Source organism: Pseudomonas bananamidigenes (assembly GCF_001679645.1).
In the GTDB taxonomy this organism is placed as follows: domain Bacteria; phylum Pseudomonadota; class Gammaproteobacteria; order Pseudomonadales; family Pseudomonadaceae; genus Aquipseudomonas; species Aquipseudomonas bananamidigenes.
The window spans coordinates 1-22,514 of the sequence record NZ_LRUN01000053.1; the positions used below are offsets into that span (position 1 = coordinate 1).

Annotated in this window: 26 protein-coding genes; 14 read left to right on the plus strand and 12 right to left on the minus strand. The window is 58.4% G+C overall.

What is annotated here, in order from left to right; genetic code table 11:
• Positions 1 to 95 precede the first annotated feature (95 nt).
• Positions 96 to 977, plus strand: coding sequence for an EamA family transporter RarD (gene rarD / locus BBF94_RS18810; RefSeq protein WP_065260483.1), 882 nt, complete (start codon positions 96 to 98; stop codon positions 975 to 977).
• Between the two features lie 60 nt (positions 978 to 1,037).
• On the opposite strand, the gene hppD is transcribed toward rarD, so the two are convergent.
• Together hppD and BBF94_RS18820 are read right to left on the minus strand one after the other, a co-directional pair.
• Positions 1,038 to 2,114, minus strand: a complete 1,077-nt coding sequence (gene hppD, locus BBF94_RS18815) for a 4-hydroxyphenylpyruvate dioxygenase (RefSeq protein WP_065260484.1) — start codon at positions 2,112 to 2,114, stop codon at positions 1,038 to 1,040.
• Between the two features lie 246 nt (positions 2,115 to 2,360).
• Positions 2,361 to 3,269 carry a DMT family transporter gene (locus BBF94_RS18820; RefSeq protein WP_176704474.1) on the minus strand — a complete coding sequence of 303 codons (909 nt, stop codon included), beginning with the start codon at positions 3,267 to 3,269 and terminating at the stop codon, positions 2,361 to 2,363.
• 116 nt (positions 3,270 to 3,385) lie between these two features.
• Between BBF94_RS18820 and BBF94_RS18825 the strand changes: the two genes are divergently transcribed.
• The 3 genes from BBF94_RS18825 (at position 3,386) to BBF94_RS18835 (ending at position 6,510) form a co-directional block, all read left to right on the plus strand.
• The gene (locus tag BBF94_RS18825; protein WP_065260486.1) at positions 3,386 to 4,258 is read left to right on the plus strand and encodes a LysR family transcriptional regulator; all 873 of its coding nucleotides are present in this window, start codon (positions 3,386 to 3,388) and stop codon (positions 4,256 to 4,258) included.
• A gap of 115 nt (positions 4,259 to 4,373) precedes the next feature.
• Positions 4,374 to 5,909: an EAL domain-containing protein gene (locus BBF94_RS18830; RefSeq protein WP_065260487.1), complete on the plus strand. Its 1,536-nt coding sequence runs from the start codon at positions 4,374 to 4,376 to the stop codon at positions 5,907 to 5,909.
• 235 nt (positions 5,910 to 6,144) lie between these two features.
• Positions 6,145 to 6,510 (plus strand): histone-like nucleoid-structuring protein, MvaT/MvaU family, encoded by a 366-nt coding sequence (locus BBF94_RS18835; protein ID WP_065260488.1) that lies wholly within the window; start codon positions 6,145 to 6,147, stop codon positions 6,508 to 6,510.
• A 207-nt stretch (positions 6,511 to 6,717) separates the two neighbouring features.
• On the opposite strand, the gene BBF94_RS18840 is transcribed toward BBF94_RS18835, so the two are convergent.
• Entirely contained in the window at positions 6,718 to 7,236 is a 519-nt protein-coding gene (locus BBF94_RS18840) for a DUF4946 domain-containing protein (RefSeq protein WP_065260489.1), read from the minus strand.
• 143 nt (positions 7,237 to 7,379) lie between these two features.
• Between BBF94_RS18840 and gloA the strand changes: the two genes are divergently transcribed.
• On the plus strand, positions 7,380 to 7,901 hold the full coding sequence (gloA, locus tag BBF94_RS18845; RefSeq protein WP_065260490.1) for a lactoylglutathione lyase: 522 nt from the start codon (positions 7,380 to 7,382) through the stop codon (positions 7,899 to 7,901).
• A 59-nt stretch (positions 7,902 to 7,960) separates the two neighbouring features.
• On the opposite strand, the gene ahpF is transcribed toward gloA, so the two are convergent.
• The 3 genes from ahpF to BBF94_RS18860 form a co-directional block, all read right to left on the minus strand.
• Positions 7,961 to 9,523, minus strand: a complete 1,563-nt coding sequence (gene ahpF, locus BBF94_RS18850; RefSeq protein WP_065260491.1) for an alkyl hydroperoxide reductase subunit F — start codon at positions 9,521 to 9,523, stop codon at positions 7,961 to 7,963.
• Positions 9,524 to 9,653: 130 nt separating this feature from the next.
• Positions 9,654 to 10,217 (minus strand): alkyl hydroperoxide reductase subunit C, encoded by a 564-nt coding sequence (gene ahpC / locus BBF94_RS18855; RefSeq protein ID WP_016774916.1) that lies wholly within the window; start codon positions 10,215 to 10,217, stop codon positions 9,654 to 9,656.
• A 136-nt stretch (positions 10,218 to 10,353) separates the two neighbouring features.
• Positions 10,354 to 11,292, minus strand: coding sequence for a site-specific integrase (locus tag BBF94_RS18860; protein WP_065260492.1), 939 nt, complete (start codon positions 11,290 to 11,292; stop codon positions 10,354 to 10,356).
• A gap of 177 nt (positions 11,293 to 11,469) precedes the next feature.
• On the opposite strand from BBF94_RS18860, the gene BBF94_RS18865 reads away from it, so the two are divergent.
• Positions 11,470 to 12,474 carry a DNA-binding protein gene (locus BBF94_RS18865; RefSeq protein WP_065260493.1) on the plus strand — a complete coding sequence of 335 codons (1,005 nt, stop codon included), beginning with the start codon at positions 11,470 to 11,472 and terminating at the stop codon, positions 12,472 to 12,474.
• On the opposite strand, the gene gorA is transcribed toward BBF94_RS18865, so the two are convergent.
• Positions 12,471 to 13,829, minus strand: coding sequence for a glutathione-disulfide reductase (gene gorA, locus BBF94_RS18870; protein ID WP_065260494.1), 1,359 nt, complete (start codon positions 13,827 to 13,829; stop codon positions 12,471 to 12,473). The two genes, BBF94_RS18865 and gorA, sit on opposite strands and share 4 nt — an antisense overlap.
• Positions 13,830 to 13,958: 129 nt before the next feature.
• The gene (gene galU / locus BBF94_RS18875; protein WP_065260495.1) at positions 13,959 to 14,798 is read right to left on the minus strand and encodes a UTP--glucose-1-phosphate uridylyltransferase GalU; all 840 of its coding nucleotides are present in this window, start codon (positions 14,796 to 14,798) and stop codon (positions 13,959 to 13,961) included.
• 247 nt (positions 14,799 to 15,045) lie between these two features.
• Between galU and BBF94_RS18880 the strand changes: the two genes are divergently transcribed.
• Positions 15,046 to 15,234: a hypothetical protein gene (locus BBF94_RS18880; RefSeq protein WP_065260496.1), complete on the plus strand. Its 189-nt coding sequence runs from the start codon at positions 15,046 to 15,048 to the stop codon at positions 15,232 to 15,234.
• 127 nt (positions 15,235 to 15,361) lie between these two features.
• Positions 15,362 to 15,658, plus strand: a complete 297-nt coding sequence (locus BBF94_RS18885; RefSeq protein WP_065260497.1) for a hypothetical protein — start codon at positions 15,362 to 15,364, stop codon at positions 15,656 to 15,658.
• A 4-nt stretch (positions 15,659 to 15,662) separates the two neighbouring features.
• Here BBF94_RS18885 and BBF94_RS18890 read toward each other — a convergent pair whose 3' ends face one another.
• The gene (locus tag BBF94_RS18890; RefSeq protein WP_065260498.1) at positions 15,663 to 15,893 is read right to left on the minus strand and encodes a hypothetical protein; all 231 of its coding nucleotides are present in this window, start codon (positions 15,891 to 15,893) and stop codon (positions 15,663 to 15,665) included.
• A gap of 72 nt (positions 15,894 to 15,965) precedes the next feature.
• A complete protein-coding gene (locus tag BBF94_RS18895; protein ID WP_065260499.1) occupies positions 15,966 to 16,322 on the minus strand; it encodes a hypothetical protein in 357 nt (118 codons plus the stop codon).
• 212 nt (positions 16,323 to 16,534) lie between these two features.
• Between BBF94_RS18895 and BBF94_RS18900 the strand changes: the two genes are divergently transcribed.
• The 5 genes from BBF94_RS18900 to ada all read left to right on the plus strand — a co-directional run bounded on the left by BBF94_RS18900 (position 16,535) and on the right by ada (position 19,666).
• On the plus strand, positions 16,535 to 16,837 hold the full coding sequence (locus BBF94_RS18900; protein WP_065260500.1) for a DUF1883 domain-containing protein: 303 nt from the start codon (positions 16,535 to 16,537) through the stop codon (positions 16,835 to 16,837).
• A 28-nt stretch (positions 16,838 to 16,865) separates the two neighbouring features.
• Complete coding sequence (locus BBF94_RS28025) at positions 16,866 to 17,042, plus strand: hypothetical protein (protein WP_176704475.1); 177 nt, start codon at positions 16,866 to 16,868, stop codon at positions 17,040 to 17,042.
• Positions 17,043 to 17,134: 92 nt separating this feature from the next.
• Positions 17,135 to 17,848 (plus strand): 2OG-Fe(II) oxygenase, encoded by a 714-nt coding sequence (locus BBF94_RS18905; RefSeq protein ID WP_065260501.1) that lies wholly within the window; start codon positions 17,135 to 17,137, stop codon positions 17,846 to 17,848.
• Positions 17,849 to 17,853: 5 nt separating this feature from the next.
• Positions 17,854 to 18,510, plus strand: a complete 657-nt coding sequence (gene alkB / locus BBF94_RS18910) for a DNA oxidative demethylase AlkB (RefSeq protein WP_065260502.1) — start codon at positions 17,854 to 17,856, stop codon at positions 18,508 to 18,510.
• Between the two features lie 88 nt (positions 18,511 to 18,598).
• Positions 18,599 to 19,666, plus strand: coding sequence for a bifunctional DNA-binding transcriptional regulator/O6-methylguanine-DNA methyltransferase Ada (gene ada, locus BBF94_RS18915; protein ID WP_065260503.1), 1,068 nt, complete (start codon positions 18,599 to 18,601; stop codon positions 19,664 to 19,666).
• Here the strand turns inward: ada and BBF94_RS18920 are convergent.
• Together BBF94_RS18920 and acuI are read right to left on the minus strand one after the other, a co-directional pair.
• On the minus strand, positions 19,663 to 20,121 hold the full coding sequence (locus BBF94_RS18920; protein WP_065260504.1) for a GyrI-like domain-containing protein: 459 nt from the start codon (positions 20,119 to 20,121) through the stop codon (positions 19,663 to 19,665). The genes ada and BBF94_RS18920 overlap by 4 nt on opposite strands.
• A 59-nt stretch (positions 20,122 to 20,180) precedes the next feature.
• A complete protein-coding gene (acuI, locus tag BBF94_RS18925; RefSeq protein ID WP_065260505.1) occupies positions 20,181 to 21,164 on the minus strand; it encodes an acrylyl-CoA reductase (NADPH) in 984 nt (327 codons plus the stop codon).
• 220 nt (positions 21,165 to 21,384) lie between these two features.
• On the opposite strand from acuI, the gene BBF94_RS18930 reads away from it, so the two are divergent.
• Positions 21,385 to 22,446 carry an NAD(P)H-dependent flavin oxidoreductase gene (locus tag BBF94_RS18930; protein ID WP_065260506.1) on the plus strand — a complete coding sequence of 354 codons (1,062 nt, stop codon included), beginning with the start codon at positions 21,385 to 21,387 and terminating at the stop codon, positions 22,444 to 22,446.
• Positions 22,447 to 22,514: the final 68 nt, after the last annotated feature.

The following is a 22,514-nucleotide window of genomic DNA, read 5'->3' on the forward strand; positions in this document are numbered from 1 at the left end:
TTTTGATTGTTGGAAATATTGAGCACTCGACCAATATTCAGCACAAAAACCACGTATCCTGCGCGCCCGTTTGCCCATCACCCCGCGAGGACAGTTTGTCTAAAGGTATCGCTCTATCGGTAACAGCCTCCACGCTGTTTGCCGTCATGTATTACTACACCTCGTTGCTCACTCCGCTGAGCGGCGTGGAAATCTACGGTTGGCGGATGCTGCTGACCGTGCCCTGCATGACCTTGTTCATGTTGTTGTCCGGTGAATGGCGGCGTGTGCTGGAGTTGCTGCGCCGGGTTGTGCACCATCCGAAGCTGATCGGTGGCCTGATCCTCTCGTCGGCGCTGCTCGGCGTGCAGTTGTGGCTGTTCATGTGGGCACCGCTCAACGGTTACAGCCTTGATGTGTCGCTGGGCTATTTTCTGTTGCCGCTGGCCATGGTGCTGACGGGCCGCATCGCTTATGGCGAAAGTCTGTCGTACCTGCAAAAGATCGCGGTGTTTTTTGCCAGCCTCGGCGTGCTGAACGAGTTGTATCAGGTCGGCGGATTCTCCTGGGCGACGCTGGTGGTCGTCATCGGCTATCCGCTGTATTTCGTCCTGCGCAAACGCCTGAAGGCCGACAACCTCGGCGGCCTGTGGGTCGACATGACCCTGATGCTGCCGGTGGCGTACTGGTTCGTGCACAGCGGCGAACAGGGCTTCGGCGTGTTCGATCAATACCCGGCTCTGACTTGGCTGATTCCGTTGCTGGGCCTGATCAGTGCGTCGGCACTGGTGGTGTACATCATCGCCAGCCGTTTGCTGCCGTTCAGCCTGTTCGGTCTGCTCAGTTACGTCGAGCCGGTGTTGTTGCTGGGCGTGGCACTGTTGCTTGGCGAGAGCATCAAGGCTGGCGAATGGTTGACCTATATCCCGATCTGGCTCGCGGTGGTGGTGCTGGTGTTCGAGGGGTTCAAGCACCTGATGCGCCAGCGACGCCCGTAAGACGTGCAATAAAAAGCCCGGCCTGCACGATGGCAGGCCGGGCTTTTTCACATCTGCAGGTTACTCGGTGGCGAGTACGCCACGACGCACCTGGTCACGCTCGATCGATTCGAACAGTGCCTTGAAGTTGCCTTCGCCGAAACCATCGTCGCCCTTGCGCTGGATGAATTCGAAGAACACCGGGCCCATCAGGGTTTCCGAGAAGATCTGCAGCAGCAGACGCTTGTCGTTCTTGTCCGAAGCGCCATCGAGCAGGATACCGCGCGATTGCAGTGCTTCAACCGGTTCGCCATGGTTCGGCAGGCGCCCTTCGAGCATTTCGTAGTAGGTGTCCGGCGGTGCGGTCATGAAGCGCATGCCGATCTTCTTCAGCGCGTCCCAGGTCTTGACCAGGTCGTCGGTGAGGAACGCCACGTGCTGGATACCCTCACCGTTGAACTGCATCAGGAACTCTTCGATCTGCCCGGCGCCCTTCGACGATTCTTCGTTGAGCGGGATGCGGATCATGCCGTCCGGCGCGGTCATCGCTTTGGAGGTCAGGCCGGTGTATTCGCCCTTGATGTCGAAGTAGCGGATCTCGCGGAAGTTGAACAGCTTCTCGTAGAAGTTCGCCCAGTAGGCCATGCGGCCGCGATACACGTTGTGAGTCAGGTGGTCGATGATCTTCAGGCCGGCACCGACCGGGTTGCGATCAACGCCTTCGAGGAACACGAAGTCGATGTCATAGATCGAGCTGCCTTCACCGAAACGGTCGATCAGGTACAGCGGCGCGCCACCAATGCCTTTGATCGCCGGCAGATTCAGCTCCATCGGGCCGGTTTCAATGTGGATCGGCTGGGCGCCGAGTTCCAGCGCGCGTTTGTAGGCCTTCTGCGAATCCTTGACCCGGAACGCCATGCCGCACACCGACGGACCGTGCTCGGCGGCGAAGTACGAAGCCACGCTGTGGGGTTCATTGTTGAGGATCAGGTTGATCGCGCCCTGGCGATACAGGTGCACGTTCTTGGAACGGTGGGTCGCGACCTTGGTGAAGCCCATGATCTCGAAGATCGGCTCCAGGGTGCCGGGGGTCGGCGATGCGAACTCGATGAACTCGAAGCCCATCAGGCCCATTGGGTTTTCGTATAAATCTGCCATGGTTGGCGCCTCATCATTCTTATCAATTAACCAGAGTTATTTGTCAGTAATGCTGAGGCCGGTGGGCGGCGCACAGGAGATGCCACGCACACTGCGGGCGAGGAAGTCACCGTAGATCAGTTGAAACCCGAATATCTTCATTGTCGACCCAAGGCTCTTGCGGGCGAGGCTTCTGCTGCCAGAAGACGATTATTATTGTATGCGTAACCGGATTCTACACAGCGTAAAACAGGTTGTCTGCCCTCTCTATAAAATCCGCTTTTTTCCGCCCGGTGCAAGGGGTTTGTTGCACAGCCAGATGCCCGCCAGAATCAGCACACCGCCCACACACATGGACATCGTCAGCTGCTCGCCCAGCAGGACGGCACCGGCCAGCACGGCGGTCAGCGGATTGAGCGCAATGAACACGCCGGAGCGGGTGGCGCCGATTTTGCGGATGCCATCGTAGTAACCGATGTAGGCCAGGGCCGATCCCAACACCCCGAGATAGATCAGACTCAGCCACTGCGTGATCCCCAGATCCGCCACCGCCGCCCCGCTCACTTCGCCGCGAACGGCAGCCAGCGCCCAGAGCATCAGCGTGCCGAGCAGAATCGAAAAGGTCACCGTCTGCAACGGGCCGATGCTCTGGTTGAGGCTGCGGGAAAACAGCGAGTAAACACCCCAGCTCAACACGCATCCGAAAATCAGCAGATCGCCGATCCAGGCGCCTGGCGTCGCGGCCAGCAGTTGCGGATTACGGCTGATGATCACCACACCGGCACCACAGATGCAGATCAGAATCCCGAGGACTTTCAGTCGACTCAGACGCTCCTTGAACAACAGCCAGGACGCCAGGCCGATCACCGCCGGATTCAACGCAACGATCAGCGAGGCACGCGACGCATTGATGTATTGCAGACCGTAAAAAAAGCACAGGTTGTAAAAGAAAATCCCGAAGAAACCCAGCAATGCCAGTTGCAGCCATTGCCCGGCATTCGGGCGTGCGAAGGGAATCCGGGCCAGCCGCAAAAAACCGAGCAGCGCGACGCTGGCCAGCAGGAACCTGAGACTGGCAGCGAGTATCGGGCTCAGACCGCCGGCCAGAAATCGCCCGGCCACCCAGGTCCCGCCCCAGATCATGCTGACCATAGCCAGGTTCAGACAGACGGGCATGTCCGAGACCACCGGGGGCGCTGATTCACGACTATTCATGACACTCTCGACGACGTAACTGACGAATGCCGTATCATTCGGGTAATTTCAAATCATCGTAAAATGAGTTTTTGCTCATGACCCTGACCCAGCTCGAAATCTTCTCTGTGGTGGCCGAACTGCGCGGTTTCACCCTCGCCGCTCATCGTCTGGGGATCTCCCAATCGGCGGTGTCCCATGCCTTGAAGTCGCTGGAGCAGGAACTGGGCGTCGAACTGTTGCGTCGGCATCAATCGCAGGTAGAGCTCAGCGACATTGGCCAGCAATTGCTGCTGCGTGCTCGCGCCATGCTCGGCCTGGCCAACACATTGCGCCAGGAGGCCGCCGATGCGCGCGGGCTGAAAAGCGGCACCCTGCGTATTGGCTCGTTCGGCCCGACCTCTTCGATCAGGCTGCTGCCGCTCATCCTCAGGCATTTCCGCCAGGCGCACCCGGGTATCGAGGTTCATATCGACGAAGGGCCGGATCGTCAGGTGATTCAGTGGCTTGATGAACGACGGATCGATGTCGGCTTCGTGGTGCTGCCCGAAGAACGCTTCGATACGTTTGATCTGATGGAAGACCAGATGGTTGCCCTGCTTGCGCCGGGCCATCCTCTGGCGACACGAGCGGAGCTGAACCTGAAAGACCTGTGCAACGACCCGTTCGTACTCACCGAAGCCGGCTCTTCGGAACTGGTTTCACGCCTGTTCAACGCGGCAAGGCTGAGCCCGAATATCCGTTACCGCTGCTCGCAACTGCTGAGCACCCTCGATACCGTGAGTCGCGGCGATGCCATCACGATCGTTGCCGAAGGTTCACTGCCTGACGAACCGGAACCGCTTTATTTGAAGAAGCCGTTATCACCAGCCGTGCATAGACACATCGGCCTGGCTGTGCTCGATCAACGCCAGGCCTCTCCCGCTACCTTGGCTTTCATCAAACTGGCGACAACATTGAATTTCCGTTGAGCGGCGCAAGCTCCAGCGGCCATCTATCATGGGCACAGACCCAAGGTTTTCCGGAAGGTGCAGCCTTGCCCCGCCTGCAATCGAGCGCACCACACCGTCGCGACAGGATGCCCCCATGCCTCTGACCGCCAGGCCCCGCCGCAAACGCAGTACCCGAATCATCGTGACGCTTTTGTGCGGTTTGCTGCCGATCATCATCGGTACCGTCATTCTTCATATGCAGGCCGAACGCACGCTGGAACAGAGCGCCCGGCAAACCGCAGAGGAAGCCCTGCGCCAATTCGATCTGATGCTCGACAACACCGCCCAGTCCGCCCGCGAGTTGCTGCCGCTGGCGGGCCAGAGCTGCGAGGACGTCAAACTGGCGTTGCGCGAACAGGTCACCCGCCGCCCCTTTGTGCGTTCGACCAATCTGGTGTGGGACAACAACCTTTATTGCAGCTCGCTGTTCGGCAACTTCAAGGAAACCGTCAATCCGGGCGACTACGCCCAAGGCAAGTTATGGCTCATGAACGGCAACCCGGTTACGCCTGATACGGCGCTGCTGGTGTATCGACTGAGCGATGGCCGAGGGGGGGCGCTGACGACGCTGGACGGCTATCACTTGAGCAACATCCTGCGCCTGATCGGCCGGCAGACATTGTTGTTGCTGCAGGTCGGCAACAATTGGCTTTCTGCCGACGGCAAGGTGCATCAAAGCGTCCTTCCAGAACTTCCGGTGGCCCAGAGCACGTTGAACTCTCCACACTATGCCTACACGGTGAGGGCCGGTTTTCCCGAACATGAAACCTGGACTTACATGAGCGACGAATACCCGCCGTTGTTCAGTCTGTTGATTTTCTTTGGTGCGGTTTCCGGGGCGATCGGTTACATCGTGCAGAACCGTGCGGCCTCCCCCAGTCATGAAATGCTGCGCGCGCTGGAGTCGGGAGAGTTCATTCCCTACTTTCAACCGGTGGTCTATGGCGACAGCAAACGCTGGTCGGGGTGCGAAGTGCTGATGCGCTGGAATCATCCCAAGGAAGGCCTGGTACGCCCTGATCTGTTCATCCCCTTCGCCGAACATTCCGGCTTGATCGTGCCGATGACCCGTTCATTGATGCAGCAGACCGCCGCGCTGCTCGGGCCGCTGTCTGCTTCCTTCGAGGCCCCCTTCCACATCGGTATCAACATTACGGCCAGTCACTGCCACGACCTCGAACTGGTGGAAGATTGCCGGGAGTTCCTGGCGGCGTTCGCACTCGGCAGTATCAACCTGGTACTCGAGTTGACGGAACGGGAACTGATCGAACCCAGCGACATCACTCATCAGTTGTTTGCACAACTGCAGGCCATGGGTGTGAAGATCGCCATCGACGACTTCGGCACCGGGCATTCGAGCCTGGGTTATTTGAGGACATTCAATGTCGACTTCCTCAAGATCGACCAGACGTTCGTCGCCATGATCGATAAAGACGCCCTCTCCCGACACATTCTGGACAGTGTCATCGAACTTTGCGCAAAACTCGACCTGGGGATTGTGGCCGAAGGCGTGGAAACACAAGCTCAGTGCGATTACCTGGCGGCCCATCACGTCAACTTCCTGCAAGGTTACCTGTTCGGCAAACCCATGCCGGCCATGGATTTCATTGAGGCATTAACTCATCATTAACTTGACACGATAAATCCGCGCTCACCGTCGGCACGCACCAAATTGATACAAGACATCGCAGTTTTTTACATAAAGAAAACGTCAGGATTTACTCCCGCCGCATTAACTACTACAATTTTTCTTGCCTGTTGCAAGATTGGCAGGTGAGCCACTATCACCGAGTCGCTACAAGGCTCTTGGCTTATAGCTTTGTTTGCGGTTGGTATCAGCCAAACACACTATTGGAGTAAAGATATTGTCCAGACTCGCTGAATTTCGTGCAGCTGAAAAGGCCCTTCAGGAACAGCTCAAGCAGTTGGAATCGCTGAAGAACGATGCCGGGCTCAAGAAAGAAATCGAATTCGAAGAAAAGCTCCAGGGGCTGATGAAAACCTACGGCAAAGGCCTGAAAGACATCATCGCCATTCTCGATCCGAACCCGACAAAAACCGGTCTGCAACTGGCCACCGCACCCAAGACCCGCCGCGCGCGAGTGGTCAAGGTCTATCAGAACCCGCACACCGGCGAGCTGATCGAGACCAAGGGTGGCAACCATCGCGGCCTGAAAGCCTGGAAGGAACAATACGGTGCAGCCACCGTTGATTCCTGGTTGCGCGGTTAATCCCTCGCAAACATAAAAGCCCTGCAAATGCAGGGCTTTTTTTTGGACAATATCTAACAAATGCAACAATTTCCCGGCTCGAAAGTTCAGAAACAAACAGCTGCTTGCGCTGAACTATGCTTCTGAATGTTGCACCCTCGCAGGGGCCCCAACTTTGTATTTAATCCCTTCAGGTTTCTAACAGAATGAGGATCACCGAACAGCTGACTAAAATTTCAGGCTGTTTCTCACCGCCATTACTTCCTCCGCGCTGGCCTTGTAAACCTCGGCTTGTCCGGCATACGAAAGTACATAGGCCTTCTGCGCCTCTACTGCGGCGACCAATGTTTGCGACAACACATGACGTCCGTTTTCGGTAATCGTGCAAGTGGTTTCAAGCGCCGCCAATGAACCCAGTGTACCTGGATGAATCTTGTTGCAGACGCTCTGGTAGCCACCCTGGAAAAAGCCCTTCTGCACTGACTTTCGCATCTCCAGCAACACACCTTGCAAATTGACCTGATGACCTGTTTGCACACGCGTCATCGTCAATTCCATCACCATCACCTGATTGCCATCCGCATCGTTTTTTACCGCTCGCTGACGGGAAACTTCCGGCGCCGATTCGGGGAGCGCTTCGACTTGCCAGCCAGCAGGCCAGGTGATGCTTGGCGGATCCGCGAAGGCCGAAGCGGTGAGAAGCGACAAGCCGAAGAAAACGAACAGCGATTTGAACGGTCGGATCATTACCAGAAGCACTCGCGGATTGAGCCGTGAAGTGTGAGGGCTCAACTGCCCGCAGGGCAAGCCTGCGCTTTCGGTTTGGCGATGCCGCACCGCATGCGTATCATTGCACCCATTCACTCGCCCCAATTTGTTATGGAGGGCCCATGAGCCTGCAAGAACTGAACACATTCCCTGGCGTCACCGCCACCCCGGACAGCGCAACCCGCAACTTTGTCTTCAACCACACCATGCTGCGCGTCAAAGACATCACCAAATCGCTGGATTTCTACACTCGCGTACTGGGTTTCTCGCTGGTGGAAAAGCGTGATTTCCCGGAAGCGGAATTCAGCCTGTACTTCCTCGCCCTGGTGGACAAATCGCAGATCCCGGCCGACGCCGCCGCCCGTACCGAATGGATGAAGTCGATTCCCGGCATCCTGGAACTGACCCACAACCACGGCACCGAGAACGATGCGGATTTCGCCTACCACAACGGCAACACCGATCCACGTGGTTTCGGCCACATCTGTATTTCGGTGCCGGATATCGTTGCCGCTTGCGCTCGCTTTGAAGAACTGGGCTGCGACTTCCAGAAGCGCCTGACCGACGGCCGCATGAAAAGCCTGGCGTTCATCAAGGATCCGGATGGCTACTGGGTCGAGATCATTCAGCCCGCCCCCCTGTAAAAGCTGAAAAGAAAAAACCCCATCATCGCTGATGGGGTTTTCTTTTTTCGGTCCGGGATTTACGCCGGAGCCGAAGTACGGATCAAGTGATCGAAGGCGCTGAGGGAAGCCTTGGCGCCCTCACCCACCGCAATCACGATCTGCTTGTACGGCACAGTGGTCACGTCACCGGCAGCGAAGATGCCCGGGATCGAGGTTTCACCCCGGTTGTCGACGATGATCTCGCCACGCGGCGACAGCTCGATGGTGCCTTTGAGCCAATCGGTATTAGGCAACAGACCGATCTGCACGAAGATCCCTTCCAGTTCCACGTTGCGCAGTTCGTCGGTCTTGCGGTCCTTGTACCGCAGACCGTTGACCTTTTGGCCATCCCCGGTGACTTCAGTGGTTTGCGCACTGGTGATCACGGTCACGTTCGGCAGGCTGTGCAGTTTGCGTTGCAGTACCGCGTCAGCACGCAGCTGTACGTCAAATTCCAGCAATGTGACGTGAGATACGATACCGGCCAGGTCAATCGCTGCCTCGACGCCGGAGTTGCCACCGCCGATCACCGCTACACGCTTGCCCTTGAACAGCGGGCCGTCGCAATGCGGGCAGTAAGCCACACCCTTGTTGCGGTATTCCTGCTCGCCCGGTACGTTCATTTCACGCCACCGTGCGCCGGTCGCCAGAATCACGCTCCTGGCCTTGAGGGTCGCGCCGCTGGCGAAATGAACCTCATGCAGCTCGCCGTTCTTGCCCGGAATCAGCTTGTCGGCACGTTGCAGGTTCATGATGTCGACGTCGTACTGCTTGACGTGTTCCTCCAGGGCCACAGCAAGCTTCGGGCCTTCGGTTTCCTGCACGGAAATGAAGTTCTCGATGGCCATGGTGTCCAGCACCTGGCCGCCGAAGCGTTCGGCTGCAACACCAGTCCGAATGCCTTTACGCGCCGCATAGATCGCCGCCGAAGCACCGGCCGGGCCACCGCCGACCACCAGCACATCAAAGGCTTGCTTGGCGCTGATTTTTTCGGCCTGACGCTCGATGGCGCCGGTGTCGAGCCTGGCGAGGATCTCTTCCAGGCCCATGCGACCCTGACCGAAGTTCTCACCATTGAGGTAAATGCTTGGCACGGCCATGATCTTGCGATCGTTGACTTCGTCCTGGAACAGCGCGCCATCGATGGCGACGTGGCGGATGTTCGGGTTCAGTACCGCCATCAGGTTCAGCGCCTGGACCACGTCCGGGCAATTCTGGCAGGACAGCGAGAAATACGTCTCGAAGTTGAACTCGCCCTTGAGCGAGCGGATCTGTTCGATCACTTCGACACTGGCCTTCGATGGGTGACCGCCAACTTGCAGCAGAGCCAGCACCAAAGAAGTGAATTCATGGCCCATTGGAATGCCGGCGAAACGCAGGCTGATGTCGGCACCCGGGCGGTTGATCGAGAACGACGGCTTGCGTGCATCGTCGCCGCTGTCGATCAAGGTAATCTGATGCGAAAGACTGGCAACGTCTTTCAGCAGGTCGAGCATTTCACGGGATTTCGCACCGTCGTCGAGTGAGGCAACGATCTCGATCGGCTGGGTGACCCGTTCCAGGTACGATTTCAACTGGGCTTTAAGATTGGCGTCCAACATACGGGCGATCTCCTGACTTTATTTGAGGCGAAAAAAAGCCCGAGCGAATCTCGCCCGGGCTTTTCTATTGGGCGGTGCAGCTTACTTGGGTAGGTGCGAAATCCCGCCCTGTGTTGCGTGTCTCACAGACTCAGATCTTGCCGACCAGGTCCAGGGACGGAGCCAGAGTGGCCTCGCCTTCTTTCCACTTGGCCGGGCAGACTTCACCTGGGTGAGCGGCGACGTACTGAGCAGCCTTGATCTTGCGCAGCAGCTCGGAAGCGTCACGGCCGACGCCGCCATCGTTCAGTTCAACGATTTTGATCTGGCCTTCAGGGTTGATCACGAAGGTGCCACGGTCGGCCAGACCTGCTTCCTCGATCAGCACGTCGAAGTTGCGGGAGATGACATGAGTCGGGTCACCGATCATGGTGTATTCGATTTTGCCGATGGCTGGCGAGGTGTTGTGCCAGGCAGCGTGGGCAAAGTGGGTGTCGGTGGAAACGCTGTAGATTTCTACGCCCAGTTTCTTGAACTCAGCGTAGTTGTCGGCCAGGTCTTCCAGCTCGGTCGGGCAAACGAAGGTGAAGTCGGCCGGGTAGAAGAACACTACGGACCATTTGCCTTTCAGGTCAGCGTCCGAGACTTGTACGAAGTCGCCGTTTTTGAACGCGGTCGCTTTGAACGGTTTTACTTGGCTGTTGATGATAGGCATTGATGACTCTCCGTCAGGGTTGTGAATTCGATGGGTGAATCCTACCTACTCACTCGACGGATGGCTCATTGGCAAACCTGATGCTGCTGATTTGTTTTCGCTATTAGCTGACTGTATTAATAGAAGAAAACGATATCTACGACGACAACGGCTTATCCGTAATCCGGGCCATCCCGTGAAAAGGGCTTGCTTCAACATAGCGCATGGCGGACTTCATATCCTTCCAGCCCACATAACTCATCAGCGATTTGAGATCCCAGCCACTTTGATGGGCCCAGGTGGCAAAGCCACGCCGCAACGAGTGACTGGTGTAGCGCTCGGCGCAGATCCCTGCGCGCTCAAGGGCCTGACGCAACAGCGGAATCACACTGTTGGCGTGCAACCCCTCCCCGCTCAGATTTCCCCAACGGTCGACAGCGCGAAACACCGGGCCGCGCACCAGCGCCGCTTCGGTGATCCATTCGATATACGCCTGCACCGGACATAACTTCAACAGAGCCGGGGCCTGATAGGTCTGACCCAGGTTTTCCCGGTCGCCTTTGCTGCGCGGCAAGTAAAGGGTGATGCCGCTGCCGGCGTGGGCCTGGACGTGCTCGATCTGCACCCGACACAGCTCATCACTACGAAACCCACGCCAGAAACCCAAAAGAATCAACGCTCGGTCACGGCAGGCTCGTAGCAGCAACGGCCGATCCTGTTTTTCCCGGGCCTCTTTCATTTCCTGCTCAAGCCAGGCAACGGTCTGCTCAAGATCTTGCAACTGTAACGGCTCGGCTTGTTTTTCCTGCACGGGATGCAACGCGCGAATGCCCTTGAACACCTTGCGCACCACCGGCGTCTTGGTCGGATCGACGAACCCCTGGCTGTTGTGCCACTGCGCCAGCGCCGACAGACGCAGCTTCAGTGTATTGACCGACAGCACGCCCGCATGAGCCACCAGATAGCGCGCAACACTGTCCGCCGTCGCGGGCAGAAACCCGCCCCATACCGTCTCGAAATGCTCAATGGCTGCACGATAGCTGCGGCGGGTGTTGTCACGGGTGGCGGCTTGCAGATAGCGATCCAGATCGCTCATGGGCAGGTCTCTCGCAGATGTACTGATTGCAGGATTGGAAAGCGCATTCTGGTGTTTCACACGGGGTAATACCAGTATATCCCGCCCGTTTATCTTGAAACATTTCACATTATTTCCAGCGTGGTACACTGCGTACTTTAGTGGCATGTACCACAGTACGTAATCGAAGGAGTCAATATGGCCCGTGGCGGCGTCAACAAAGCCGTAGTGCAGATCGCGCGTGCAGCGATCCTCGCCCGTGGCGAACACCCAAGCATCGACGCAGTACGCATCGAACTGGGCAACACCGGATCGAAAACCACCATCCACCGCTATCTGAAAGAGCTGGACGACGGCAGCGGTCCCGCCGAAACAGTCTCGGAACCGATTGACGATGAACTTACCGCTCTCGTTTCCCGTCTCGCGCAACGCCTCAAAGAGCAGGCACAGGAACCCATCGACCGGGCGCGCGAGCAATTCGAGGAACAACGCCAGGCTCTGGAAGGCGAATTGAGCGAGACCCGCCAGTCCCTCAGCCAACTGGAACATCAGCACGAAATTCAGGGGGCATCCCTGGCGCGGGAATCCGAAGCCTTGAGCAATACCCGCTCGATGCTCCAGACCGAGCAGACCCGCAATGCCGGCCTGAACCAGGCGCTGGCTGACTTTGAATTGCGTTTGCAGGACAAGGACGAACAGATCCGCTCGCTGGAAGAAAAACACCTGCACGCACGTGACGCGCTGGAGCACTACCGCAATGCGATCAAGGAGCAGCGCGAGCAGGAACAGAGCCGTCACGAAGCCCAGGTTCAGCAACTGCAGATGGAGTTGCGCCAGGCGCAGCAAAGTGCGCTGGTGCGCCAGGACGAAATCACTCAACTACACCGTGACAACGAGCGCCTGCTGACCGAAAACCGCGGCACGATTCGTGAACTGAGCCTGCTGCAGGATCAGCTCAAGCACAATCATCAACGCCAGGATCAGTTACTGGAGCAAGTGCGAAGCGTTGAGAGTGAGCGCACGCTTCTTCAAGAGCGCCTGCGCGTGGCGCTGCTTGACAGCCAGACACTCAAGCAGAGCGTCGACGAGCAGAAACAGCTCAACCAGTCACTGAACACGCAACTGACCGAGAACCAGGAGAAGTTGCGCCTGGCGGCTGCCGTCAAGGCAGCGCCAGACGCGACGGCATCAAAGGACGTTTAAGCGCCAACCGGCGTACGCATGGTGACAAACTCTTCGGCCGCCGTCGGGTGCACCCCGATGGTGTCGTCGAAGTCACGCTTGGTCGCGCCGGCCTTCAGCGCAATCGCCAGCCCCTGCACGATCTCACCGGCTTCCGGCCCGACCATGTGGCAGCCCAGCACCTTGTCAGTCTTGCCATCGACCACCAGTTTCATCAGCGTGCGCTCCTGGCAGTCCGTCAGGGTCAGCTTCATCGGACGGAAGCGGCTTTCGTAAATCACCACCTCATGCCCGTCTGCCCGCGCCTCCTCTTCCGTCAGGCCGACGGTGCCGATGTTCGGCTGGCTGAATACCGCTGTCGGGATCATCTTGTAATCCACCGGGCGGTACTGCTCCGGCCTGAACAGACGTCGCGCTACTGCCATGCCTTCGGCCAGCGCCACGGGCGTCAATTGAACGCGACCGATGACATCACCCAACGCCAGAATCGACGGCTCGGTGGTCTGGTACAGCTCATCGACCTTGATAAAGCCCTTGTCATCCAGTGTGACGCCAGTATTTTCCAGCCCCAGATTGTCCAGCATCGGACGTCGTCCGGTGGCATAGAACACGCAATCGACCTCGAGCTGGCGGCCATCTTTCAGGGTTGCCCGCAGGCTGCCATCCGCCTGCTTGTCGATTCGCTCGATGTCCGCGTTGAACTGAAGGTTCATGCCACGCTTGGTCAGCTCTTCCTGAAGGTGCTTGCGCACCGAACCGTCGAAGCCACGCAGGAACAGATCGCCGCGATACAGCAATGTGGTTTCGGCACCCAGCCCATGGAAGATTCCGGCGAATTCAACGGCGATGTATCCGCCACCCACGACCAGAACACGCTTGGGCAACTCTTCAAGGAAAAACGCCTGATTGGAGCTGATCGCATGTTCATGCCCCGAAATCTCCGGAATCTGCGGCCAGCCGCCCGTGGCGATCAGAATGTTTTTCGCGGTGTAGCGCTCGCCGCCGACCTCCACTTCATGGGGGCCCACGATCTTTGCGTGCGCTTCGTGCAGGGTCACGCCACTGTTGACCAGCAGATTGCGATAAATGCCGTTCAGGCGATTGATCTCGCGATCCTTGTTGGCGATCAGGGTCGCCCAGTCGAAGTCCGCTTCACCCAGGTTCCAGCCGAAACCCGAGGACTGTTCAAAGTCTTCGGCGAAATGCGCGCCGTACACCAACAGTTTTTTCGGCACGCAGCCGACGTTGACGCAAGTGCCGCCGAGATAACGACTCTCGGCCACCGCCACTCTGGCGCCGAAACCAGCCGCGAATCGTGCAGCGCGAACACCGCCGGAACCGGCACCAATCACATAAAGGTCAAAATCGTAGGCCATTTCTTTCTCCTCGGCAGGCGATCAGCATACGCGCCGTCGCCCGTTGGGCAAGCACTCCTGCCGATATAGGGGCGGAAAATGAAAAAGCCACCCGAAGGTGGCTTTCTCGTACAGGCAGATCAGGCGCTATCAGTAGGCCTTGCCGGTCTTGTAGAAGTTTTCGAAGCAGAAGTTGGTGGCCTCGATGTAACCCTCGGCACCACCGCAGTCGAAACGCTTGCCCTTGAACTTGTATGCCATTACGCAGCCGTTCTGAGCCTGTTTCATCAGAGCGTCGGTGATCTGGATCTCACCGCCCTTGCCTGGCTCGGTCTGCTCGATCAGGTCGAAGATGTCCGGAGTCAGGATGTAACGACCGATGATCGCCAGGTTCGATGGCGCGTCTTCCGGCTTCGGCTTCTCGACCATGCTGTGTACGCGGTAGATGTCATCACGGATCATCTCGCCGGCAATGACGCCGTACTTGCTGGTTTCTGACGGGTCGACTTCCTGGATGGCAATGATCGAGCAGCGGAACTGCTTGTAAAGTTTGACCATCTGGGTCAGTACGCCGTCGCCTTCAAGGTTGACGCACAAGTCGTCTGCCAGTACCACGGCAAACGGTTCATCGCCGATCAGCGGACGACCGGTCAGGATCGCGTGACCCAGGCCTTTCATTTCGGTCTGGCGGGTGTAGGAGAACGAGCACTCGTCCAGCAGTTTGCGGATACCGACCAGGTATTTTTCCTTGTCGGTGCCTTTGATCTGGTTTTCCAGCTCATAGCTGATGTCGAAGTGGTCCTCCAGAGCACGCTTGCCACGACCAGTGACGATGGAGATTTCGTTCAGGCCGGCATCCAGAGCCTCTTCGACGCCGTACTGGATCAGTGGCTTGTTTACCACCGGCAGCATTTCCTTGGGCATGGCCTTAGTCGCTGGCAGGAAGCGAGTACCGTAACCGGCTGCTGGGAACAAGCATTTCTTGATCATATAAGTCCTTGAAAGGGCTGTGTGTACGAGTTTCGGCGCAGTCTAATCAGGCGGCGTGCACCTTACAATGCCCCGCACTGGCTAACCGATGCCAACATAGAGAAATAATCTGGCGGATAGTTCCATCGGCGCATTGAGCCTGCGCATTCAGCGTAGCCCAAAGATTCAGGAACACCGCATCGACCCGCGCCCGTTCGCCTGTTTCCCGTTATCATGACGCCTTTGAACCAGCCAACGAGGCCGCTAGATGTCCGCAGCAAAAATCATCAACGGGTACACCGTCGCCAAGGCGAAAGATGGCCACTGGCATATCACCGCCGCCAACGGCGAAGATGTGTCCGGTCCATTGCCCACTGAAGCGATGGCGGTTGAAGTAGCCGCGGTGCTTGAATACACGCCTGCTGCACCGAAACGTCGCGGCAAGGATCAGGACTGATCGAACGGCCCTGCCGCTGTGCAGGGCTTTTTTTCGTCTGCCCGCAAAGACGTGGCCAATCGCTATAACCTTTTCACGCCGGCGCTGTCATAGCGTCTATCCCTCTCCTTGCGAAGACAACATCGCCATGAACACCCGCATCCCGTACCGCATGCTGCCAATGATTGCGCTCCTGGCCCTGGCTGGCTGTGCCACTTCCGAAACGACCTATCTGAACAATGGCGAACAAGGCCTGAGCATCGACTGCTCGGGTGAAGCCAATTCCTGGGCTGCCTGCTATGAAAAGGCCGATGCTTCCTGCGCCGGCACGGGCTATCGCATCGTCGGCACCGACGGTACGCCCGCACCGAAGGAAAGCGACAAGACGCTGGGTGTCGACGTCGGCAACTACAAGAACCGCAGTGTCGTGGTGGTCTGCAAATAGAAATCTACATGTGGATTTCGGCGAACTTGATCCCCAGCCCGCGAACGACCTCAATCAGTTCGTCCAGCCGGTCGAAGGACTCGACCTCGTCATTTTCGTCCACCAGAAAATAGCTGCGTCCGGCGCTTTTCTTGAAAAACACGATCCATTCCCCCGGATTCGCCGGGTTCTGAATCACATGGGTAGCCGCAATCAGTCCCTCTTTATGGCGCTCGCGCACCTGTTCCCGCTTCATGCACACCTCCGAAAATGAAAATGCCGCCCAGACATGACCTGGACGGCATCGATACTGACAAGTGACAGTTTATCAGCCGGAAATGCACGCCTCGGCAGCATTGCGTACATCCCGAGGACGAATCGGCACATTGGACATGCGCTCGTGCAGCTTGATGCTGCTGCCACCCGAGCGATCCTCGATGTCAAACACCGCCGCCGGGCCTGACGACAGTTTCCCCGGCACGATCACCCGAACGCCGTCCTTGTGCGGTTCCATTTGCAGGGCGCCGCGACTTTGCGCCAGCTTGTCGGCCAGGCACTGCGCGTACTCGTGGGGCTTCTTGCCGGAAATGACGTTCATGGTCGGCAACGTTTCATTGATCTCCGAAACACTTGCGCAACCACCCATCGTCAATGCCAACGGCACAATGACCACACCCCACTTCATACGGAATCTCCTATAAAGAGCCTCGGACAGCATGAATGCCATTTTTCTCCAAGGTTCATTGCATTTAACGCACACAGAATCGCGAATAACTGTTTTTAATTGTCAAAGCAGCGCCCGACGGCCGGATAATAACCCGTCCGGACTGATAAACTGCCGCCAATTGTCCTTGCTATCGTTTTGATTTTGTAGAAAAAGCCCTTCTGGAGGCGCCCATGAAATTCATTCACCAGCGCGAGCACCTCAACGAAGATGACATCGTCGTCATCCAGTGCTCGCAAACCTGCAACATCCGTCTGATGAACGACGCCAACTTCCGCAGCTTCAAGAACGGCGGTCGTCATACCTACCATGGTGGCGCGTTCGACAAATTCCCGGCCCGTATCACCGCGCCGAGCACCGGGTTCTGGAACATCACCATCGATACCGTCAGCCGCCGGGCGATCAGTGTGACACGCAAGCCGAACCTGACCCATTCGATCAAGATCATCCGCCGCTCCAGCTCGAAACTCAGCTGAACGCCCCCATCCACACAATCAGGTAAGCATGACCGTGGCCCAAACGACCAAATACGTCATCAAGTACAAACTCAACGGCGAGCGCCGTTTCGAGTTCGCCCAACTGGAAAACGGCACGCCGGAAGAGGCCAAGGCCGCGCTGGATGCCATTCACGGCCAGAGCGGCGACGTGATCAGCGACATCAGCGTCAGCAAGGCGCTGTAAGTCCGGGGTGACAATTCGACCGCAAGCGCCGGAGTGCTCCGGCCTCGCGTGCTGCCTAGACTGATCGCCTGGATGCAAGCCAAGGAATCAGTATGCCGAAGTCACCTGACTCTCCCCTCGATACGCTCGACTGGATCGCACTCGAACAACAACTGGATCAAGACGGTTGCGCCATCATCCGTTCGCTGTTGCCCCCGCAAACCTGTGACCGCCTGAGTGCGCTTTACCCGCAGAGCGACCCGTTCCGCTCGCAAGTCATCATGGCCCGTCACGGCTTCGGGCGCGGCGAATACAAATATCTGCGCTATCCACTGCCGCCGCTGGTGGAACGCCTGCGCAGTTCGCTTTATCAGCGACTTGTTCCCTTGGCCAATCGCTGGCACGAGCGGATGGGATTGACAGAGCGGTTTGCGCCGCTGCACAGCGAATTTCTAGCGCGCTGTCACGCCGCCGGTCAACTGCGGCCTACCCCGCTCTTGCTGCAATACGGTCCGCAGGACTACAACTGTCTGCATCAGGACCTGTACGGCGAACATGTCTTTCCGCTGCAAGTGGCGATACTTCTGTCGGAACCAGGAGAAGATTTCAGCGGTGGTGAATTCGTCCTGACCGAGCAACGCCCCAGAATGCAGTCTCGCCCCATGGTGATGGACCTGAGAAAGGGCGACGCACTGATCTTCGCAGTCAACCAGCGCCCGGTGAAAGGCGTGCGCGGTGATTATCGCGTCACCCTGCGCCACGGCGTGAGTCGCCTGCACAGCGGAAAACGGCATACTCTGGGCATCATCTTTCATGACGCAACCTGATCATCATGCAAAACCATCCGGACCTCTTCGCCGACACCGAGCAGCCCCGCCGCTCCGAGCAGATCGGGGAGCAATCATGGGTACTGCGCGGCTTCGCGCTGTCTCGTGTCGAACAGTTGCTGCCCGCTCTGGAATCGATCATTGAACGGGCGCCACTGCGCCACATGATGACACCCGGCGGCTTCAGCATGTCGGTCGCCACCAGCAGCTGCGGCGCCTTGGGCTGGATTACCGATCGCAGCGGTTACCGTTATTCGGCCGAAGATCCGCTCAGCCACCTGCCCTGGCCGGAGATGCCTGCAGTCTTTCGTGAGCTGGCGCAGGCAGCGGCGTTGCAGGCAGGCTTTCATGACTTCAGGCCGGATTCCTGTCTGATCAATCGCTATGTCCCCGGCGCAAAAATGTCTCTGCATCAGGACAAGGACGAAAGCACCTACACGGCGCCCATCGTTTCCCTGTCATTGGGCTTGCCCGCGATTTTCCTGTTCGGGGGATTCAATCGCAGCGACAGAAGTCAGCGCGTTTCACTGCTGCACGGCGATATGGTGATCTGGGGTGGCGTCGACCGGCTGCGGTACCACGGTGTTCTGCCGATCAAACACGGCCGGCATCCGCAACTGGGCGAACAGCGTTTCAACCTGACATTTCGCACCGCGGGATAACCTCACGGAATTTGACCGCAAGGGCCGGAGTGTTACCGTTGGCGGCACTGGTTAACCTGAAATTCAACAGGTCAACGGACTCTCCATCATGAAAACGCTTTCCACCACTCTGAACACGCAAGATGATCCACGCTGGGCCGCTGTCATCGCACGGGATCCACGGGCGGACGGGCAGTTTGTCTATGCCGTGAAGACCACCGGCATCTATTGCCGCCCAAGCAGCCTGGCGCGCTTGCCGAAGCCGCAGAATGTCGAGTTCTTCGACACGGCCGAAGAAGCTGAAGCGGCGGGATATCGCCCCAGCAAACGGGCGAGCAAGGATCAGAGCGACGTGGCCGCGCAACATGCCGCGACCGTGGCCGCAGCCTGCCGTCAGATCGAAAGCGCCGAAACCCTGCCGGCACTCAACGAACTGGCCGAAGCCGCCGGCCTCAGCCCCTTCCATTTCCATCGGGTGTTCAAAGCCGCCACTGGCCTGACACCCAAAGGTTACGCTGCTGCACATCGCTCCCGCAGAGTGCGGCAACGTCTGGCGGATGGCGACTCGGTAACCGACGCGCTGTACGACGCCGGTTTCAACTCAAACAGCCGCTTCTATGAATCGGCAGATCAGTTGCTGGGCATGAAACCGGGCGACTTCCGGGCCGCCGGACAAAACAACGACATCCGTTTTGCAGTCGGCCAGTGTTCGCTCGGTGCCATTCTGGTAGCCCAGAGTGCACGAGGCATCTGTGCGATTCTGTTGGGAGATGATCCGCATCAATTGGTCTGCGACCTGCAGGACCAGTTTCGTCGGGCCAACCTGATCGGTGCCGATGCCGAGTTCGAGCAACTGATCGCCCATGTCGTCGGTTTCATCGAAGCGCCGGCCATCGGCCTCGACCTGCCACTGGATGTACAGGGCACGGCGTTTCAGGAACGGGTCTGGCAGGCGCTGCGTGAAATACCGGTCGGCAGCACCGCCAGTTACGCCGACATCGCCCAGCGCATCGGCTCCCCGAAAGCAGTGCGGGCCGTGGCTCAGGCTTGCGGTGCCAACAGCCTCGCGGTGGCGATCCCTTGCCACCGCGTGGTGCGCAGCGACGGAAATCTCTCGGGTTATCGCTGGGGCGTGGAACGCAAGCGTGAGCTGTTGTCCCGGGAAACCCGCTCTTAACGAATGCCGATGTAGATCGCTACCGACTCGGGACCAAGGTAGGTCTCGAAGTCGGTGGCATAGCGGCGCTGAATCTGCGGGTTGGCTTCGAAGTATTTCCAGATCCGCCCCCAGGTAGCGATGACCGCCTCCGGCAATGCGCCCTGTCCCTCGAATACCAGATACTCCCCGCTCTCGATGCGGATCGATTCGAAGCCGTTTTGCGGATCGACGACAGCAACGCCTGCGGTCACATCAAACGCACCAGAAGCGTCCGACTCGTAGGCCGAATACACACCGTAGATCGGGGATTCGGTCAGTTTGCCGGGAATCTCCTGCGCCAGGTTCCTGCCGAAGAACGCTCCCCACATGGGCCCGATTTTCGCGGTTTCGGCCTTGTGCTCTGCGGCATTGGTGGTGCGCACCCGCAAGCCTGAAACCGTGAACGACTCGACATGCTGCTGTCGTAAATCCATTGAAGTGCCGCTCCCTTTTTCAACTGCGGCCCGACAGGTTCGCGATCGCACTTAATGTGTCAGCGATTGACGTCCACCACAACCCGTCCGCGCAGTTGGCCGGCGAGCAATGTCGGAGCCGCTTCGATCGCTTCGCTGAGGCCGATTTCGTGGCTGATCAGGGGCAACAGGGCGAAATCCAGATCCTTGGCCAGACGCGTCCAGGCCTCGACTCGACGAGCCTTGGGCTGGGTCACGCTGTTGATGCCGGCCAGCGTCACGCCACGCAAAATGAACGGGGCCACTGACGCCGGGAAGTCCATGCCTTGAGCCAGACCGCACGCCGCGACGGTACCTTCAGCACGGGTACTCGCACAGGCATTGGCCAAGGTATGACTGCCGACCGAATCGATCACCGCAGCCCAGCGCTCCTTCGCCAATGGTTTGCCAGGCTCGGACAAGGTCGCACGATCAATGATTTCGCTGGCGCCCAGTTGCTGCAGATATACATGCTCCGACACCCGCCCGGTGGATGCCGCCACGCGGTAGCCAAGCTTGTGCAACAAGGCTATGGCAAAGCTGCCGACCCCGCCATTGGCACCGGTGACCAGTACTTCGCCCTGGTCTGGTGTCACACCATTTCGCTCCAGCGCCATGATGCACAGCATCGCCGTATAGCCGGCCGTGCCGACAGCCATCGCCTGGGCCGGGGAAAATGCTTTGGGCAGCGGGATCAACCAGTCGCCATTGAGCCGTGCCTTTTGAGCCAGACCTCCCCAGTGGCTTTCTCCCACGCCCCAACCATTGAGCAATACCTGATCGCCGGCCTTGTAGTCCGGATGGGAGCTGACTTCCACCGTCCCGGCCAGGTCGATCCCCGGCACCATCGGGAACTTGCGCACCACCGGACTGCTGCCGGTAATCGCCAGCCCGTCCTTGAAATTGAGCGTGCTGTACGCGACCCGCACTGTCACATCCCCCTCGGGCAATTGTTGCTCGTCGATTTCCTTCAGGGTGGCGCGATAACCGGAGTCGTCTTTGTCGATCAGAATGCCGTTGAACATGTTTGCCTCCCGGGGCGTGAGTTCGAAGATTCATGGCATTCAAATAGCACACTGCAACCTTATTGCCCCACTCGACTTTCCGCCAATCGCTGAAAGATTGCGTCAGCGATGACTGCAATGACCGCAAAACCACAAATCCCGGCTGGCCCTGAAGCCGGTTTTGCTGGTAAAAAACCGGCTTGAGCTTCTCTGCCCTGCTTTGTCCTTCGGAGCCTATTCCATGAGCCAATGGCCAGACACCCGCATTCTCGATCTGCTCGGCATCGAACTGCCGATCATCCAGGGCCCGTTGGCCGGAGCCACAAATTCGTCGATGGTCATCGCCGTGTGCAATGCAGGCGGGCTGGGGTCGATGCCGGCGGCACTGCTGAGCGTCGAGCAACTACGCCAGGAGCTGAAGGCCATCCGCCAGGGCACCGACAAACCTTTCAACGTCAATTTTTTCTGCCACCAGCCACCGATACCCGATGAGCAGCGGGCACGAGACTGGAAGAATCTGCTGGAACCCTACTACCGCGAACTGGGTGCCGACTTCGATGCACCGACTCCGGTATCCAACCGCACCCCGTTTGATCTGGCCGCTTGCGAGGTGATTGAAGAGATCCGCCCGGAGGTGGTGAGTTTCCACTTTGGCCAGCCGGAAAAATCCCTGCTGAACCGGGTCAAGGCCACCGGGGCGAAAATCCTGTCGTCGGCAACCAACGTCGATGAGGCCGTCTGGCTGGAACAGAACGGTTGCGACGCAATCATCGCCATGGGCTACGAAGCCGGCGGCCACCGGGGCATGTTCCTCAGCGACGACCTGAGCAGTCAGGTCGGGACCTTCGCCCTGGTTCCGCAGATCGTCGATGCGGTCAAGGTGCCGGTGATTGCTGCCGGTGCGGTTGCCGATGCGCGAGGCGTTGCGGCCGCCCTCATGCTCGGGGCATCGGCCGTGCAGGTCGGCACGGCTTATCTGTTTACACCGGAGGCAAACATCAGCGCCTCGCATCACAAGGCGTTGCGTACGGCAAAAGACAGTGAAACGGCGATCACCAACCTGTTCACCGGACGGCCGGCACGGGGAATTCTGAACCGGGCGATGCGCGAGCTGGGGCCGATGTCAGACAAAGCCCCGGCGTTTCCTTTGGCCGGTGGCGCTCTGATGCCCTTGCGCGCCAAGGACGAGGCCGGTTTCAGCAATCTCTGGGCCGGTCAGGCGTTTGCATTGGGCAAGGAACTGAGCAGTGCGCAACTGACCCGACAACTGGCCGAAGGCGCATTGGCGAAACTGGTTCGATAATCCACGCAGACAGGTGACAGGCAGCGCGCCTTTGCCCGAGGTGAAACCAGCACTTTCCGTTTAACGAT